The organism is Bacteroides sp. Ga6A2 (assembly GCF_000702225.1).
Taxonomy (GTDB): Bacteria; Bacteroidota; Bacteroidia; order Bacteroidales; family Bacteroidaceae; genus Ga6A1.
Map to the genome: position 1 here is coordinate 73,723 of NZ_JNKX01000007.1, position 15,064 is coordinate 88,786.

General features: G+C 43.8%; 11 protein-coding genes and 1 tRNA gene. 3 read left to right on the forward strand and 9 right to left on the reverse strand.

What is annotated here, in order from left to right; genetic code table 11:
• Positions 1-9 precede the first annotated feature (9 nt).
• Positions 10-2,418, forward strand: coding sequence for an EcoAI/FtnUII family type I restriction enzme subunit R (gene hsdR / locus T538_RS0101205; protein ID WP_031535361.1), 2,409 nt, complete (start codon positions 10-12; stop codon positions 2,416-2,418).
• Between the two features lie 47 nt (positions 2,419-2,465).
• Here hsdR and T538_RS0101210 read toward each other — a convergent pair whose 3' ends face one another.
• The gene (locus tag T538_RS0101210) at positions 2,466-3,380 is read right to left on the reverse strand and encodes a glycosyltransferase family protein (RefSeq protein WP_031535363.1); all 915 of its coding nucleotides are present in this window, start codon (positions 3,378-3,380) and stop codon (positions 2,466-2,468) included.
• Between the two features lie 211 nt (positions 3,381-3,591).
• Here T538_RS0101210 and T538_RS0101215 point away from each other — a divergent pair, with 211 nt between their 5' ends.
• Complete coding sequence (locus T538_RS0101215) at positions 3,592-6,636, forward strand: DUF6298 domain-containing protein (protein WP_081835039.1); 3,045 nt, start codon at positions 3,592-3,594, stop codon at positions 6,634-6,636.
• Between the two features lie 536 nt (positions 6,637-7,172).
• Positions 7,173-7,246, forward strand: a tRNA-Asp gene (locus tag T538_RS0101220).
• 62 nt (positions 7,247-7,308) lie between these two features.
• On the opposite strand, the gene T538_RS0101225 is transcribed toward T538_RS0101220, so the two are convergent.
• The 8 genes from T538_RS0101225 to T538_RS0101260 all read right to left on the reverse strand — a co-directional run bounded on the left by T538_RS0101225 (position 7,309) and on the right by T538_RS0101260 (position 15,022).
• Positions 7,309-7,539 (reverse strand): hypothetical protein, encoded by a 231-nt coding sequence (locus T538_RS0101225; protein WP_031535367.1) that lies wholly within the window; start codon positions 7,537-7,539, stop codon positions 7,309-7,311.
• A gap of 164 nt (positions 7,540-7,703) precedes the next feature.
• Positions 7,704-8,576: a hypothetical protein gene (locus T538_RS0101230; RefSeq protein WP_031535369.1), complete on the reverse strand. Its 873-nt coding sequence runs from the start codon at positions 8,574-8,576 to the stop codon at positions 7,704-7,706.
• 33 nt (positions 8,577-8,609) lie between these two features.
• On the reverse strand, positions 8,610-9,629 hold the full coding sequence (locus T538_RS0101235) for a Gfo/Idh/MocA family protein (protein ID WP_031535371.1): 1,020 nt from the start codon (positions 9,627-9,629) through the stop codon (positions 8,610-8,612).
• 148 nt (positions 9,630-9,777) lie between these two features.
• Complete coding sequence (locus tag T538_RS0101240; protein ID WP_031535373.1) at positions 9,778-10,773, reverse strand: acyltransferase family protein; 996 nt, start codon at positions 10,771-10,773, stop codon at positions 9,778-9,780.
• The gene (locus T538_RS0101245) at positions 10,766-11,902 is read right to left on the reverse strand and encodes a glycosyltransferase family 4 protein (protein WP_031535375.1); all 1,137 of its coding nucleotides are present in this window, start codon (positions 11,900-11,902) and stop codon (positions 10,766-10,768) included. Before T538_RS0101245 ends, T538_RS0101240 begins: the two co-directional genes overlap by 8 nt.
• 35 nt (positions 11,903-11,937) lie before the next feature.
• The gene (locus T538_RS0101250) at positions 11,938-12,852 is read right to left on the reverse strand and encodes an SDR family oxidoreductase (protein WP_304412932.1); all 915 of its coding nucleotides are present in this window, start codon (positions 12,850-12,852) and stop codon (positions 11,938-11,940) included.
• 9 nt (positions 12,853-12,861) lie between these two features.
• The gene (locus T538_RS0101255) at positions 12,862-13,779 is read right to left on the reverse strand and encodes an NAD-dependent epimerase/dehydratase family protein (RefSeq protein ID WP_031535379.1); all 918 of its coding nucleotides are present in this window, start codon (positions 13,777-13,779) and stop codon (positions 12,862-12,864) included.
• A gap of 16 nt (positions 13,780-13,795) precedes the next feature.
• Entirely contained in the window at positions 13,796-15,022 is a 1,227-nt protein-coding gene (locus T538_RS0101260; protein WP_031535381.1) for a glycosyltransferase family 4 protein, read from the reverse strand.
• Positions 15,023-15,064: the final 42 nt, after the last annotated feature.

Genomic DNA, 15,064 nt, shown 5'->3' on the forward strand with positions numbered 1-15,064 from the left:
CCAATAACTATGGACGAATCAACAACACGCCGAAAGAAGATAGACCCTGCGCTTTATGCCGTAGGGTGGGAGCAAGTGCCCGAAAGCCAGATACTCAACGAACAACGCGCATACCTGATTGCGCCCGGTCGTGTGGAAAAACTGAAGGCACGCCACCCCAAGAAGGTGGACTACATTCTGGAATATAAGGGCATAAAACTCGCTGTAATAGAGGCAAAGTCCGACGAGACAGGCGTATCGGTGGGTGTGCCGCAAGCCAAGCAATATGCCCAGATGCTACAGATTCGCTATACATACGCTACTAACGGCGACCGCATCTACTTCATAGATATGGGCGTAAAGGATGCACACGGCAACTATGTTGTGCCATCAACCGAGAAGTTCATAGACAAATTTCCATCGCCGCAAGAGTTGTGGCAGATGTCATTCCCCGAAGATAACGAGTGGCGCGACCGCTTCAACCTTGAACCTCTGAACCGTGGCGGAGGCCGTGAACCACGCTACTATCAGGCAAACGCCATAAACAACGTGCTCAACGCTGTAGCCAACAAGCAGAATCGCATTTTGCTCACTATGGCAACTGGTACGGGCAAGACGTACACGGCATTTCAGATTTGTTGGAAACTGTTTCAGACCAAATGGAACTTGCACGGAGCAGAGCAACGTCCTCGCATACTCTTCATTGCCGACCGCAACATACTTGCCAATCAAGCAATAAACGACTTCGAGCAGTTTCCCGACGATGCCATGGTGCGCATCACGCCCGACGAGCTGCGCAAGAACCATGGCAAAGTGCCAACGGCGCGTCATCTCTACTTTACAATATTTCAAACCTTCATGTGTGCCGACGAGAGTGGCGAGCCTTACTACAAGCAATATCCAGCGGATTTCTTCGATTTCATCATAATAGACGAGTGCCACCGTGGAGGTGCAAACGACGAAAGCCAATGGCGCGAACTGATGGAGTACTTCTCGTTTGCCTACCAACTTGGTATGACCGCCACGCCGCGCCGACAAGACAACGCCAACACATACAAATATTTTGGCGAGCCTGTCTATTCCTATTCGCTCAAACAGGGCATCGCCGACGGCTATCTCACGCCATTCCGCGTACGTATTTCGGAAAGTAACATAGATGAATACACCTACGACCCCGACGATGAGGTTGAAGGCGAGATAGACCCCGAAAAGACCTACACAGAAAGCGATTTCTATAATAGCAAAATAGAGATTAGACAGCGCGACGAATACCGAGTGAAGGAACTCCTTTCGCAAATCACCCCCGACGAAAAAACGATAGTATTTTGCGCCACACAACTTCATGCGCACATCATTCGCGACATGATAAACCAGCACAAGAAGAATCCTGCGCCGAACTACTGCGAGCGCGTGACTGCCGACGATGGCGCGGATGGCGAAGAGGCTCTGAGACTCTTTCAAGACAACGAGCACAAGTTGCCGACCATTCTAACCACATCGCAGAAACTATCTACTGGCGTGGATGCTCGCAACGTGCGCAACATAGCGCTGATGCGTCCTGTAAACAACATGGTGGAGTTCAAGCAGATAATAGGTCGCGGCACACGCCTTTTCGACGACAAATATTATTTCACCATTTACGACTTTGTGGGAGCGAGTCGCAATTTTCAAGATGCCGAGTGGGACGGCGACCCGTTTTGCCCTGTCTGTGGCAATTATCCCTGCACCTGCAACAAAAAACCGAAACCGTATTCTGACGGTTCGGATGAAGGGGGTGGAACCGAGATTCACGAACCTGAACTATGCCCAATTTGCGGTCATCTGCCTTGCACCTGCGAAGGTGGCGACAAGCCGAAAAAGAAAATCATCGTCCGCCTGTCGGCACAGCGCACATTCGGACTAAAAACAAAATGGACGGAGAAATTCCAGTATGGCGACGAACTTATTTCGATAGAAGAATTTATACAGAAACTTTTCGGCAAATTGCCGTCGTTCTTCAACGGACCGGAGGATTTGCGAAAACAATGGGAGCATCCCGACACACGTCGCGCCCTGCTCAACCAACTGGAACAAGAAGGCTTTCACGAAGAGAAACTTCAGAAGATACAGTTTGTGATGGGACGCGAGGATTGCGACCTGCTCGATGTGCTCGAATATCTTGCCTACGAAACCACGCCTATAGAACGCGAAAAACGCGTTGAACTCGTGCGACAAGACTATTACAAGCAGCAGACTAAAGCTCAAAAAGAATTCATCGACTTCCTTATCGCCCAGTATCTGCGCAACAGTTACCACGAATTCACGTCCGACAATCTTGGCAAGTTCATCAATATGAAATACGGCTCAATTGCCGACGCCAAAGCCAACCTCGCTATGGACGTATCACAGATACGCAACCAGTACATCGAGTTTCAACGACAACTATACAGCAGAGCATAAAAAAAAGGCGTGCCACATTGCGACACGCCTTTCTAAATATTCTATCTTTAGAACAACTTCTCAGGATATTCGCCACTCTCAACAAGAGCCTTAATCTTGGCTACTGTCTCAGGACGGTCCTCTGGATAAGTTACGCCGAACCACTTTGATGTAGTGTCGAGAACCTTAACTGTTGCAGTACCCTCGTTAATCAACTTGTTTACCATGAGAGGAATGAAGAACTCAGCCTTCAGATTCTCCATGTTCTTAGGGTCTTTCAGGAACTCAACGAAGAAGTCCTGACTGTACTTGAAGTAATCAGGAGTGAAGCCCCAGACGTTCATAGAAACAGGAGTATTGTCGTCAACGGCAACCCAAGTTGTATTGTCATCGTCGAGATACTTAACAACGCCGTCGATGCGCTGAATCTTAGTGCGCTCAACAACGGTTGTAAGATGTCCCTCGGCATTTGTTGAACAGATGCCACGGCTCACAGTTCCGCTCTCTGAAAGAGTGTTGCCAACGCGGAAGCCAACCATTGAGTACTGGTTTGTTGCGCCCTCAGGAAGCTCGCTCAGGAACTTGCCCATAACGGCAAATGTATCACGGCCGTAGAAGTCGTCGCAGTTGATAACGGCAAAAGGCTCTTTGATAACGTCCTTGCCCATGAGCACAGCGTGGTTTGTTCCCCAAGGCTTTGTTCTGCCCTCTGGACAAGTAAAGCCCTCTGGAAGGTCGTCTATGCTCTGGAATACAAGTTCAACAGGAAGTTTGTCCTGATACTTGCTTATAATCTTCTCGCGGAAGTCCTGCTCGAAATCCTTACGGATAACGAACACCAACTTACCGAATCCGCCACGGATAGCATCATAAATTGAATAATCCATGATAGTCTCGCCGTTAGGACCCAGACCATCGAGCTGCTTCAGACCGCCGTAACGGCTTCCCATTCCTGCAGCTAACAGAAATAAAGTAGGTTTCATTTAAATAATATTTTTATAAGTATTACATTAACTTTTTTCTAAAAAGTGCATCAAAGGTAGTGAAAAAATAGATATATTTGTACGCTAAAAAGTTAAAACAAGTTTAAAAAATTAAAAATATGCGTCGGGCAGACCATGTTTTAAATAATTCAACTCTTTCTGCACACTAAACATTACAAATACAAATAGGTAAAATCAAAAAATTCTACAAATGAACAAAAAAGCTATAATATTCTCACTTATGCTTTGCAGCGTCTGCGGAATGGCTTTTGCCCAGAAGCCGGCACCAAAGAAGCCCCACATCAAATTGGAGAACGGCAAGATGGAATACGACACCTACCGCTATGTCGACTATTCTTTCTGCGGATACCGCCAGTCTGACACCAACATACCCGATGTTCCGGTAAAGGCTGTGGTGAACGATGCCGAGGCTATTCAGGCTGCCATCGACTATGTGGGCAAACTACCGGCCGACAAGAACGGACATCGCGGAGCTGTTCTGCTGGGCGAAGGGACTTTCGAGATTTCACAGCGTCTGCACATTGCCAACAACGGCGTGGTTCTGCGCGGAATGGGCAGAGACAAGACCATAATCCGAAAGAAAGGCGTAGACAGAATGTCGCTCCTGCTCATCGAAGGCAAGGGCGATGTGAAATATACCGACAGCACCACCGTGGCGCAGGACTTTGTATATGTTAACGACAAGACAATACGTCTTGCCAACGCAACGAACTACAAGGTTGGCGACCGCATAAGCCTTACATGGCAGAGCACCAACGAATGGATAAACTCGCTGGGCTGCGCAGGATTCTCGCCAACCAACAGCACTCTTGGCTGGCACAAGGGCGATGCCGACGTGCAATGGACACGACGCGTAACTGCCGTAAAGGGCAACGAGATTACGATAGACGTTCCGCTTACAATGACTCTAAACAAGAGCCTTGCCAACACCATAGTGGCACGAATGCCCGTTTATAATATAATAGGTGAATGTGGAGTGGAGAACCTCACCCTCGAATCGGATTACGAGAGCGACCTCGACGAGAATCATTGCTGGACAGGCATCTCGGTAGACAATGCCGAAAACTGTTGGGTGCGAATGGTAAACTTCCGCCACTTTGCCGGAAGCGCGGTTATACTTCAGCGCGGAGCAAGCATGACTACCGTTGAGGATTGCAAGAGTTACGAGCCAAAGAGCGAAGTGGCAGGCGCACGCCGTCAGACATTCTACACTCTCGGTCAGATGAACTTGTTCCAGAGATGCTATTCGGAAGAAGGAATACACGACTTCTCTGCCGGATGGTGCGCCGCCGGTCCTAATGCCTTCGTACAATGCGAGGCGATGAATGCCCACGGCTACAGCGGCCCCGTTGAGGCATGGGCTTGCGGTCTGCTGTTCGACATCGTAGACATCATAGGAAACGACATAAAGTTCTGCAACCTCGGACAGAGCAAGAACGGCGCAGGCTGGAACACAGCCAACAGTATGCTGTGGCAATGTACAGCCGGCGAGATTTTCTGCTACTCGCCCGATGCCGACAACACCAACCATTGCTACTACAACTGGTCGAAAGAGAGCGGCGACGGCGACTGGTATGGCGGAGGCAACTTCGGCAAGCCACGAAGCCTGTTCGCACAGCAACTTGAGGACAGGACAAACGCAAAGAATGCCGAGAAATGCCGCATATACATGCGAAACACCAACGCAAGCAGCAATCCTGCCGTTGAAGACGCTCAGATTCTTGCCGAGGAAGCCCGAACCGTTCCGCGCGTAACGCTCGAGGCGTGGATTGACTCGGCCGTATTCAACAGCGATTTGCTGGCTCAGGGCAAGGCGAAGGTCATCAGCACACCAGCAAAGAAGAGTGAGGCAACACACCATAACATAGCCATCGCCAACGGACAGATTACGAAAGACGGCAGCGCAATAGCCGGAAATCTGTACAGCACTCCGTGGTGGCGCGGAAACATACGTCCGTCATTCGTAAAGGGCTTCTACTCTGCCCCAGCCGTAACCCGTTTCGTTCCCGACCGCGAAGGCACGGGACTGACCGACCGCATAGACTCGGTTGTGAACTACATGGACAAAAACAACTTCTGCATATTTGCACAGAACTACGGATTGTGGACCGACCGTCGCCGCGACGACCATCTGCGAGTAAAACGCCGCGATGCCGATGTGTGGGCACCGTTCTACGAGCAGCCTCTGGCACGCTCGGGCAAGGAGACGGCTTGGGACGGAATGACAAAATACGACCTCACGAAGCCGAACAAATGGTACTTTGCACGTCTTAACGAATTTGCAGACAAGTTCGACGGTCTGCTGTACTTCCACCACTATTTCCAGCATAACATTCTCGAAGCCGGAGCGCATTGGGTTGACAGTCCTTGGCGTCCGGTAAACAACATCAACGGCTCGGTATTTCCTGAGCCTGTGCCATTCACCGGCGACAAGCGAATATTCGTGGCAACGTTCTTCTACGACATCAACAACCCGAAGATGGCAGAACTGCACAGACAATACATCCGCCAGCAACTCGACCAGTTCAAGGGCAAGGAAAACGTCGTTCATCTTATCAGCGAGGAGTTTACAGGTCCGCTACACTTTGTGCAGTTCTGGATTGACTGCATAAAGGAATGGGAGGCTGAGAACGGAAGAGTGAAGGTTGCCCTCTCGGTTACGAAAGATGTTCAGGACGCAATCCTCTCCGACCCTTCGAGAGCATCGGTGGTCGACATCATCGACATAAAATACTGGCATTACAACACCAAGGGTCTGTGGGCAATAGAGAGCGGAAAGAATCTGTCACCGCGCCAATGGCAGCGCAAGTTCAAGCCGGGCTCAACAGGATTTAACGAGGTGTTCAAGGCTGTGAGCGAATACAAGCAGAAGTACCCGGAGAAGGCGGTTACATACTCGGCTCAGAACTTCGACAAGAACGGATGGGCGGTGCTGATGGCTGGCGGCTCGTGCGCCAATATCAAGGTTGATGATGCCTTCCGAAAGAAGTTCCTTGCATCGGTTGCCTGCATGAAACCCGAAGCAGCAAACGATGACATCAAAGTTATGAAGGGCGACAATGCCGCACTCGTCTACCTAAGCAGCGCAACGGCAAAGGTTTCGCTCCCTGCCGGAAAATTCACGCTCTACCAAATAGACAGCACGGGAAAGGTGAAGAAAATCTCAGGCAATATAAAAGGTGAATACGCGTTTGGCGAAAAGGCAGAAAAGGGCGTGTATTGGTTTACAAAGTAAAGTTGACAATTCACAATTAATTGGTAATTGGTTTTCACAACAAAATCCCTTGCAGAGGCAACAGAATGTGCGTTGCCCTGCAAGGGATTTTTCGTTCGTCTTACGAATTCTGCGATAAGGGATTACTCGAATTTTGGGGTAACATTCTTACTTTACCCCCAAAAAACGGATTATCAATTTTAGGTACTTTACGGATAACTATTAGATTTTAATTTCAACGATATTCGTATCATTTCAGCACACAGAGCCTACGGAAACACGGTTACTGAGCAATGCCACTTTCTGCCCCATTCTGAAAAAACGATTCATAATGACGGAAAACTGCATTTTTTTTCATGAGCATACAAACGATTTAATCTTTTGATTTTTAGCAAGATTGCCCATTTTAAGGGCTTTTCAGCAAGAAAATAAGTTTCAGACAGGTGCATTTTCATCGGCAAAAAATTTGCATATTCAAATTTTATTTGTATCTTTGCATCGCTTTTGGGAACAGAGGTTCCACATAAGTTAACTTACCTTTAAAATATTAGATTTCAGGTGCGTTAGTTCAGCTGGTTAGAATACATGCCTGTCACGCATGGGGTCACGGGTTCGAGTCCCGTACGCACCGCAAAAAGGCTTCACTTTTGATAAGTGAAGCCTTTTTGGTTTCTATTAAATTAAACAGAAAAATTAGTAACTCATCGTTGCATCTACCCTGTCGGTCCATTCCGGCAGCAAATATCCGTGAACATCTACGCAATGGTCGTGGATTGTCTGTTTTCTGTCACTCTCCTGCTTCATCCACCACTTTGTACATTCTGGATATAGCGTAGTTTTCTTGTTTGCCTTAGATGCAATGCGCTCTTTCTGACCTACAGTGAGCGATACCCACCATGTGTCCAAAACTGAAACCTTTCCCATAATTCTGAGTTTTTTATGATTAATGTTTCACAAATATAGCAAATTCAGTTAAACGAACAAATAAAATGATAAAAAAAGGCTGTCATCCGAATATTTTCAGATGACAGCCTTCTATAAAATATAGAAAAATCAAATCGTCCTTTTACTACAAGGAACGAAGATCTTTACTTCTCATGTCGAGCAAAGCCCTCGATAATCAAGTCTTTGGTCTGCTGAATATGTGCACGGCTTGAAGCTCCAAACAATACGCTCTCGATCTTAGGGAAGCGTGTAACGTATTCCATAGCCTCATCCGGCTTCAAAGCACCTGCAGCCAAGCATTGCATTGCCATAGGACGGAATTTTCTGTCTGAATTGAGGTATTCCTCATATTCCTGAATGCTTCCTGACATACGGAAGCCTATCTTGTTGATAGATGAACAAATTATTGGATTCTCGATGCCCAAACGCTCGCACAAATCAACCATGCGAGGCATATTCATTGTAATGAAGCCAGGTTCAGCATTATATTTCTTCTTGACATATTTCGCATACGCCACGAATATTTCATCCATCCCCAAACCCATGAGCAAATCGACAATCACATTCTGCAAGAATATTACAGGTGTGTTAAGACCATCGAACATCTTCATCTCAGCATCAATCAGAAGTTCCATCAATGCAGGGAAATCCTTACGCATAAATGCGAGTCCGGCCTTGCCTGTTACAGCCAAAATGTTTCCAGGGATATAAGCCTTCAGCGTGCCTAAAATGCCAAGTTCGGTAACTGCATTAGCATACTTGTGCGCATACGGCATACATGGATGAAACTTGAAATCCTTGTATTCTTCCTTATGCTCGCGCATATAGTTGCAGATGTTATATATACGGTCGTGCGTAGTACACATAAATGTATTTATGCCACATGCTCTTGCGTTGTCAAGCACATCAATAATAGCCTTGTCTTCCTTAAAACGGATTGCCTGTGCCCTACTTCTCTCATCCGACAAGTGATTAACGGCAAAGAACTGATTATCTCCCAGAATAACTTTATCCATAGTTTACAACGATTTAGTTTTTTATATTACACATTACAGAAGTTCTGCATCTTTCTCCATCTTTGCAATGATATAATCTGTCTGCAAAGCCGATTCGAAAGAATTTCTGTCATCAATCTCTCCAGTCTCAATACCGTGTATGAAAGCTGCAGTCTCAGCAGTATATTCCTCTCCACGAAGGTTAAAGTCGACCATAGGAGTGCAATCTGTAATATATTTAAAGTTCCATCCCTGTTTCAGTCCATATTCAGGTTTGTCTTCCTTTACATAAATCTTCAGAGTTGTAGCATCAGCCTCAAGTTTTCCCTTATCTCCCTGAATCTTCAGACTCGTTGTCATCTTGCGCACTGTATCATCGCTCCAGTTTACGCTAATCTGTCCCTTCAGTCCGTTTGCAAGATAAAGTGAACCATATACAGCATCATCCACCTCAGAAGAGAAAATAGAAGGCATCTGAGTTCCACGACAATCTACAATATTACTGCCACAAATGTAATTTATAAGGTTAAGAACATGGGCAGCATAGTCTTCTATACAGCCACCGCCGTTCTTCTTATCGCTTCGCCATGTACCACCTTTTGATTTCAACACAACAGGACCATAGGCCTCGCCCATAAAGTGGAAAGGCTTACCTATTACGCCTTCGGCCAATAGACGTTTCATTTCGTTAAATGTGCCGATGTATCTGTTGTGATAACCAACTTGGTTAACCAAGCCTTTGGCTTTGGCCATCTGAACCATTTTCTCGCCTTGTTCAATAGTCAAGGCAAAAGGTTTCTCACAGAATACATGACAACCTTTCTCCATAGCATACATTACCATATCATAATGCAGTTTTGTTGGAGTTACCACATATACACAGTCTGGCTTCTGTTCATCAATCATCTTCTTATAGTCAGTGTACATCTGGATTTTAGTCAGTTTTTTAAAAGCACTCTGCAACAGACTATCCATATCACAAGCGGCCACCAACTCCACGTTTGGCAGACCTCCAAGGATTGCAGCATGGCTCATTCCCATCTTTCCCAATCCTATAATTGCAGCTTTAATCATAAAATATATTTTCTTATTGTATACGATAAAGGAACCATAGCTTAAAACGGCTCGCAAGATATACAAAATTTTCTTACAAAAAAAATTGTTATTACTTTTTTTTCAAATTAAGTATGTTAATTGTAACAATACTATCGGACTCTGTTTATTATCTACCAATAACAAACATACTAAGCCATTTATTTTTCCTGACAATATATTTGGAAAGAATAATTGGTATTACGCACCCCAACACAGATACAAAAACAAGCCACAAATAGTATGGAACATAATTTGAGAAGTGAAAGTTTATGTACAGCACTCTTAATGGTATCACTGTCAACATCGACAATATATAAATATCCATACAATAAAGTCCTAATGTCTTCGCCGCGTTATGAATAACATTCTCTCCAGTCTCAGAAATTCGTATTCCCAAATAGAACATCATTATAATTCCGCTTAGCGTAATAACATATTCTTTAAAAGGGAAATATGCAACAAAACGCAAGCATGTAAGCACTACAAAGGCAAGTATTCCAATAACAGCTTTGTTCAAATGAGATTTCACCACATCATAGTAATTGGCAAGAACACCTCCTAATGCGAACCAAACAAAATCATGAAACACATGCTTTATTTGTCCAATCATCCAACTACTGTCAATAAAAGATATTACAGCCATCAACACAGACAATATCAATAAGCCATACGTTCCTATTTTCCTAAAAACAACACATATTAAAGACATTACAAACAATACCCAAAGAAACCAACATCCATTTGCCGGACTCACTCCCCAAAGCATTTCCACCCAAAAGTTTTGAGACAGCGGGTGGTTGGCATATGAGGCTCCAATTGTTTTAATCAAAATATATAAAATAGAAAAAAACAAATATGGCAGCATTAGCCTATTAAATCTTTTTAAAAGAGTTGCGCCTACTCCTATCTTATGCAATCTGGGAATAAACAAGAAACCTGCAAACAAGAAAAACACAGGCATGTGGAATGAATAAATCCACTTTTCTAAGAAAAATGCGAAAGAATCTTTGCCTACAATCTTCCACCCTATTTCTGCATCGGGAAAAGAATGTCCAATTACAGCAAGCAAAATTGCAAATCCCTTAGTAATATCGATTTCTTCAAAATATTTTTTTTCATCCATTTATTCGTCTCATTATATGAATGTACTGATCAGTTATTGACTCCCAATTGAAACGTTCTTTTATGTCCTTTTGTCCATCAATTGCGTTTTTCTTCAGAAGTTCAGGATTATCCAATGCCTTCTGAAGAACTTCACGAAGTGCCATGGCATTTCCACTCTCAAAAGTTATGGCATTATCCTTGGTAATAAAAGTGTTCTCGCGGATATCACTACAGATAAGCGGAGTTCCGAGTCCCATAACCGTTAGAATCACAGGAGAAAGTCCCTCTATCAACGAAGGCTGGCAATATGCATAGGCATTCTTCATTAGAATATTGGTATCCTCACCATACACATATCCCGGACAAATGATTCTCGAATCTGATGTAGTCTTAATTTTGCTCTCGTATTCATTAGGATTTGGAGAGCCGCCAATCATAACCAACTTCTTGTCTGTCTTCAGTCCTTCAAAAGCCTCTTTGAGCAGATGCAATCCTTTGTCTGGAATGAAACGACCTACAAACAGGAAATATTCTCCTTTTTTCAACGATAGTTTGTCAAGAATGTCCGTATTATCAGACGGTTCAGGAACTTCACTGCCGTATGGAATAAAATCATACGTCTTGTTATATTTCTTTTCGTAATACTCCTTTGTGTATACATTGTCGAACACAACAGCATTTGGGATATGAGCTGTCAGATAGTTAGAAAACAGATAATACAATTTCCCATACCATGGCCATTTATCGCGCTTCCAGTCCATTGCGAACTGGCTTACGACAACTTTCTTTCCTGCCAATCTAAGAAACAAAGCCCACAAACTGTTTGCTCCACTGTGCAGATGTACAACATCGGCTGTATCGTGAACAATAACGTCCCATGTACACTTACAAGAATGTAAAAGACTGTCAAAACCAGCCTTGCTAACAGTCTTGAATGGCTTTAGGCGTATTCCCTCGTATTCCAGATTCTTATCTTCGCGCGTTTCGTTCGGATATATACGCGTATATGCCAAAAGAGAATATCCTCTCTTTACGATACGAGGATATAACTCAACTGCAAATTTATCACTACCTGCGCCACCAGCTCTTGGCGGAATATCACGAAAACCGCCAAATGCAGCAATACGCATTTTTTTCTTTTCTTCCATAAAAAATTCTCTTCAGATTCTCTGGAAACCGAAGACTAATCTAAATATCCCTTATAATAATTATCAATATATTCTTTCAAAGAAACCTTCCAGTCTCTCATTGCGCTCACCCCGCGCAGATTTAACTTGCGAGTCCAAAGGCGTTCACATGCAGGACGAGGAGCAAAGTAATCCTTGGCAAAATATTCTGACGTTACGACATTTATCTTTACTTTATCTTCCCAATTAAGACATTTCAAAAGTTCCTGTGCAACCTCAAGTCTGCTTGTCTGTCCACCGCATACACAATTATACAACCCCCAGTACTCTTTCTGTATCAGATTCTTGACTGTCTTTGCAAAATCCTGTGTGTATGTTGGAGTTCCGTCCTTGTCGTTCACAATAAAAAGTTCTTTCTTTCCTTCTTTCAACTGTTTCATCAGTTTCTGAATGAACTTTTTATCCTTTGAAGGACCAGCTCCCATCATCCAGCCTGCACGACAAACAAGATAACGCTTTGCATTTTCGACAACAAAACGCTCGCCCATATACTTGGAACGTGCATAAGCGCCCAACGGATTTGGCATATCCCAATCGTCGTATAACTGCTTCTTGCCATCAAAAATTCCGGCAGTGCTAATATATAACAATGGTATGTCCAATTCGTTGGCTATATATACAGCATTCTCAACACACAATGTGTTAGTCAGATATGTCTCATCAGCATTATTCTCGCACCACTCCAAATCTGTATAAGCGCCCAAATGAAACAGATAGTCAGGCTTAAAATCCATGACATCCTTCTTGTAGGCCTCGAAGTCGCGAAAATCGAGAAATGAAAGCCAATCGGCATTTACATCCTTATCGGTACACTTAATCTCGTAATCACCCTTGAACTGCTGGTAAAAAGCCTCACCCAACATTCCGCCACAACCAGCTATATAAATTTTCTTTTTTGCCATAGTATATATTTTTTTACATTAATCCCAATCTAATGTTGCAACCCACTCGGCAGTCTTTCTGACTGCATCGTCAAAGTTCCACTTAGGCTGATAGCCTGTATCTCTATAGAGTTTTGTAACATCAACACTTGTATAGTCAACATGAAAATCCTCGTGATAAGTGCCCAAACGGATCTCTGCATCAGGACATATTATATCGCGAACACGCGCTACAATATCCTTCAAAGGCAATCGTAAATTGCTGCCAATATAGTAAACAGAATCTGGCAAGCCCTTCTCTCCAGCCAAGACAAGAGCAGAAAGAGTATCATCGATGTAATTCCAGTCGTACAAATGTATGCCTTCAGTCAAGTCTAGCGATTCTCCCTTAAGCAACTTGTGCACGAACAAGTTTGTAGAGCGGCGTGAACAATCACCCACACCAAACGTGTTTGCAAAGGCCACGCTTAAGAATGGTATACCTCTCTGAGCTGCTGTTGCATGAGCCAACACACGGGCAGCCTGCTTTGCCGCACCATATACATTACAATGTGCTCCTGCTGTATGGCTAAGTGTTTCTTTCTCGCTTACCATATATTCAGAGAATGATGTAGAGAAGAGAAATCTCTTGCATCCCATCTTTGCTGCCTCATTAACAGCATCGCACAACGGCTTTATATTCTGCGACTGAGCAACATAGTCGTTTGTAGCCTTTCCATATCCGCCCCATGCCAGATAATAAAAGATATCGATATCCTTTACATCTGTCATTGTTGATATTTTATCAAAATCTTCAAAACCAACCTTTATTATTTCAAGATTCTCAAACTTTTTATACTGTTCTATTTTCTCAGGATGAGGTACAATGGCAACAACATGTGCTCCTTCCTGCAAATAATGTCTGAGCAAGTGCTGGCCAATGAAGCCAGATGCTCCTGTGATTGCTATCTTTTTCATTGTTTAATGAGTTTTATTATAAGAACTCCTTATAAAAATTTATCAATCTGTTATAATAGTCTTCCCTGTCAAAATGCTTATGCGCAAAATCCAATGCTTTCCTACGCATCTGTAAATACTCGTCTCTAGACAAAGCATCAGCCTTTGATATTACACTTCGCAACTCTGCAACATCACCCCACTTAAAACTAAATCCTGTTTCGCCATCGACAATAATCTCCGGAATTCCGCCGATTCTCGAACCTATAACAGGAGTTGAAGCCGAATAAGCCTCGATTATTGTCATAGGGTTATTCTCATACCACTCGGACGGAACGATTATAAAATAAGCATTTTTTACCAACGACTTTAATTCATCTCCTTGCTTATAGCCTAAGAATTCAACATTCTTTATATTATTTTCGGCTACAAAATTTTTCAAAAGGACTTCTTCCGAACCTGTTCCGACTATTTTCAGTTGTACATTATTCAAATCCTTAACTGCATTCAGGAGAGTGTGTACACCTTTCTCCTTAGACAAGCGTCCAAAGTACAAAATATATTTTTCACCAGAAGGTATATTCCGTTCAGCATCTATACCTTCCGAAAAGTTGTACATTACTACGGTCTTTCTGTCCTTCAGGAAAGGCATATACGGTTCATGCTTCTCTTTTGCAAAATTGCTTACAAAAAGGAAACCGTCAATTTTCTCAGGCGCATGAAGTACTTTGTTTCGGAAATAAATCTCGGCCGTCATCATAAGGCTCATTGAATAACTATCCTTACAACACTTATTTGTAATACATTTCCAAAACTTATGTCCGTCGCACTCTTCACAAATATTTCCTTTGCCATTCTTGAATACGTACGCAGGACAAACCATTCTGTAGTCGTGAACCGTCATTATGACTGGTACGTTGTACTTCTTTAAAACATCAAGAATAGATGGAGAAATATTGCCCCACATCAAATGAATCTGGGCGATGTCAGGATGCTCAACCTCAATCAACAGTCCGATTTTCTTTGCCGCCTCGGTATGGTAAAAATATGAAGCCACATTTTTCAGAGGCCTCAACAAGCCTGTTCTCGACTCCCTTGATGGCGCAAAATAAGATGAGTATTCAGAATCAAAATTCTCGTCCCAGCACAGCGAAAAGAAAACGACATCATGGCCGTGCTCCTTCAACAACTCGGCCGTATTGAACATCACTTTTTCTGCTCCGCCCAAAATATGATGATAAGCGTCTATCTGTAGTATTTTCATTATCTGGCGAACTTGCCTAAAAACAATATTGATAGATTGTTT

Coding starts and splice junctions, on each gene's coding strand:
- T538_RS0101235 (WP_031535371.1), bottom strand. CDS start 9,629: ATGATTAAAGCTGCAATTATAGGATTGGGAAAGATGGGAATGAGCCAT.
- T538_RS0101260 (WP_031535381.1), bottom strand. CDS start 15,022: ATGAAAATACTACAGATAGACGCTTATCATCATATTTTGGGCGGAGCA.
- T538_RS0101225 (WP_031535367.1), bottom strand. CDS start 7,539: ATGGGAAAGGTTTCAGTTTTGGACACATGGTGGGTATCGCTCACTGTA.
- T538_RS0101230 (WP_031535369.1), bottom strand. CDS start 8,576: ATGGATAAAGTTATTCTGGGAGATAATCAGTTCTTTGCCGTTAATCAC.
- T538_RS0101210 (WP_031535363.1), bottom strand. CDS start 3,380: ATGAAACCTACTTTATTTCTGTTAGCTGCAGGAATGGGAAGCCGTTAC.
- T538_RS0101255 (WP_031535379.1), bottom strand. CDS start 13,779: ATGAAAAAGATAGCAATCACAGGAGCATCTGGCTTCATTGGCCAGCAC.
- T538_RS0101245 (WP_031535375.1), bottom strand. CDS start 11,902: ATGGAAGAAAAGAAAAAAATGCGTATTGCTGCATTTGGCGGTTTTCGT.
- T538_RS0101215 (WP_081835039.1), top strand. CDS start 3,592: ATGAACAAAAAAGCTATAATATTCTCACTTATGCTTTGCAGCGTCTGC.
- hsdR (WP_031535361.1), top strand. CDS start 10: ATGGACGAATCAACAACACGCCGAAAGAAGATAGACCCTGCGCTTTAT.
- T538_RS0101240 (WP_031535373.1), bottom strand. CDS start 10,773: ATGGATGAAAAAAAATATTTTGAAGAAATCGATATTACTAAGGGATTT.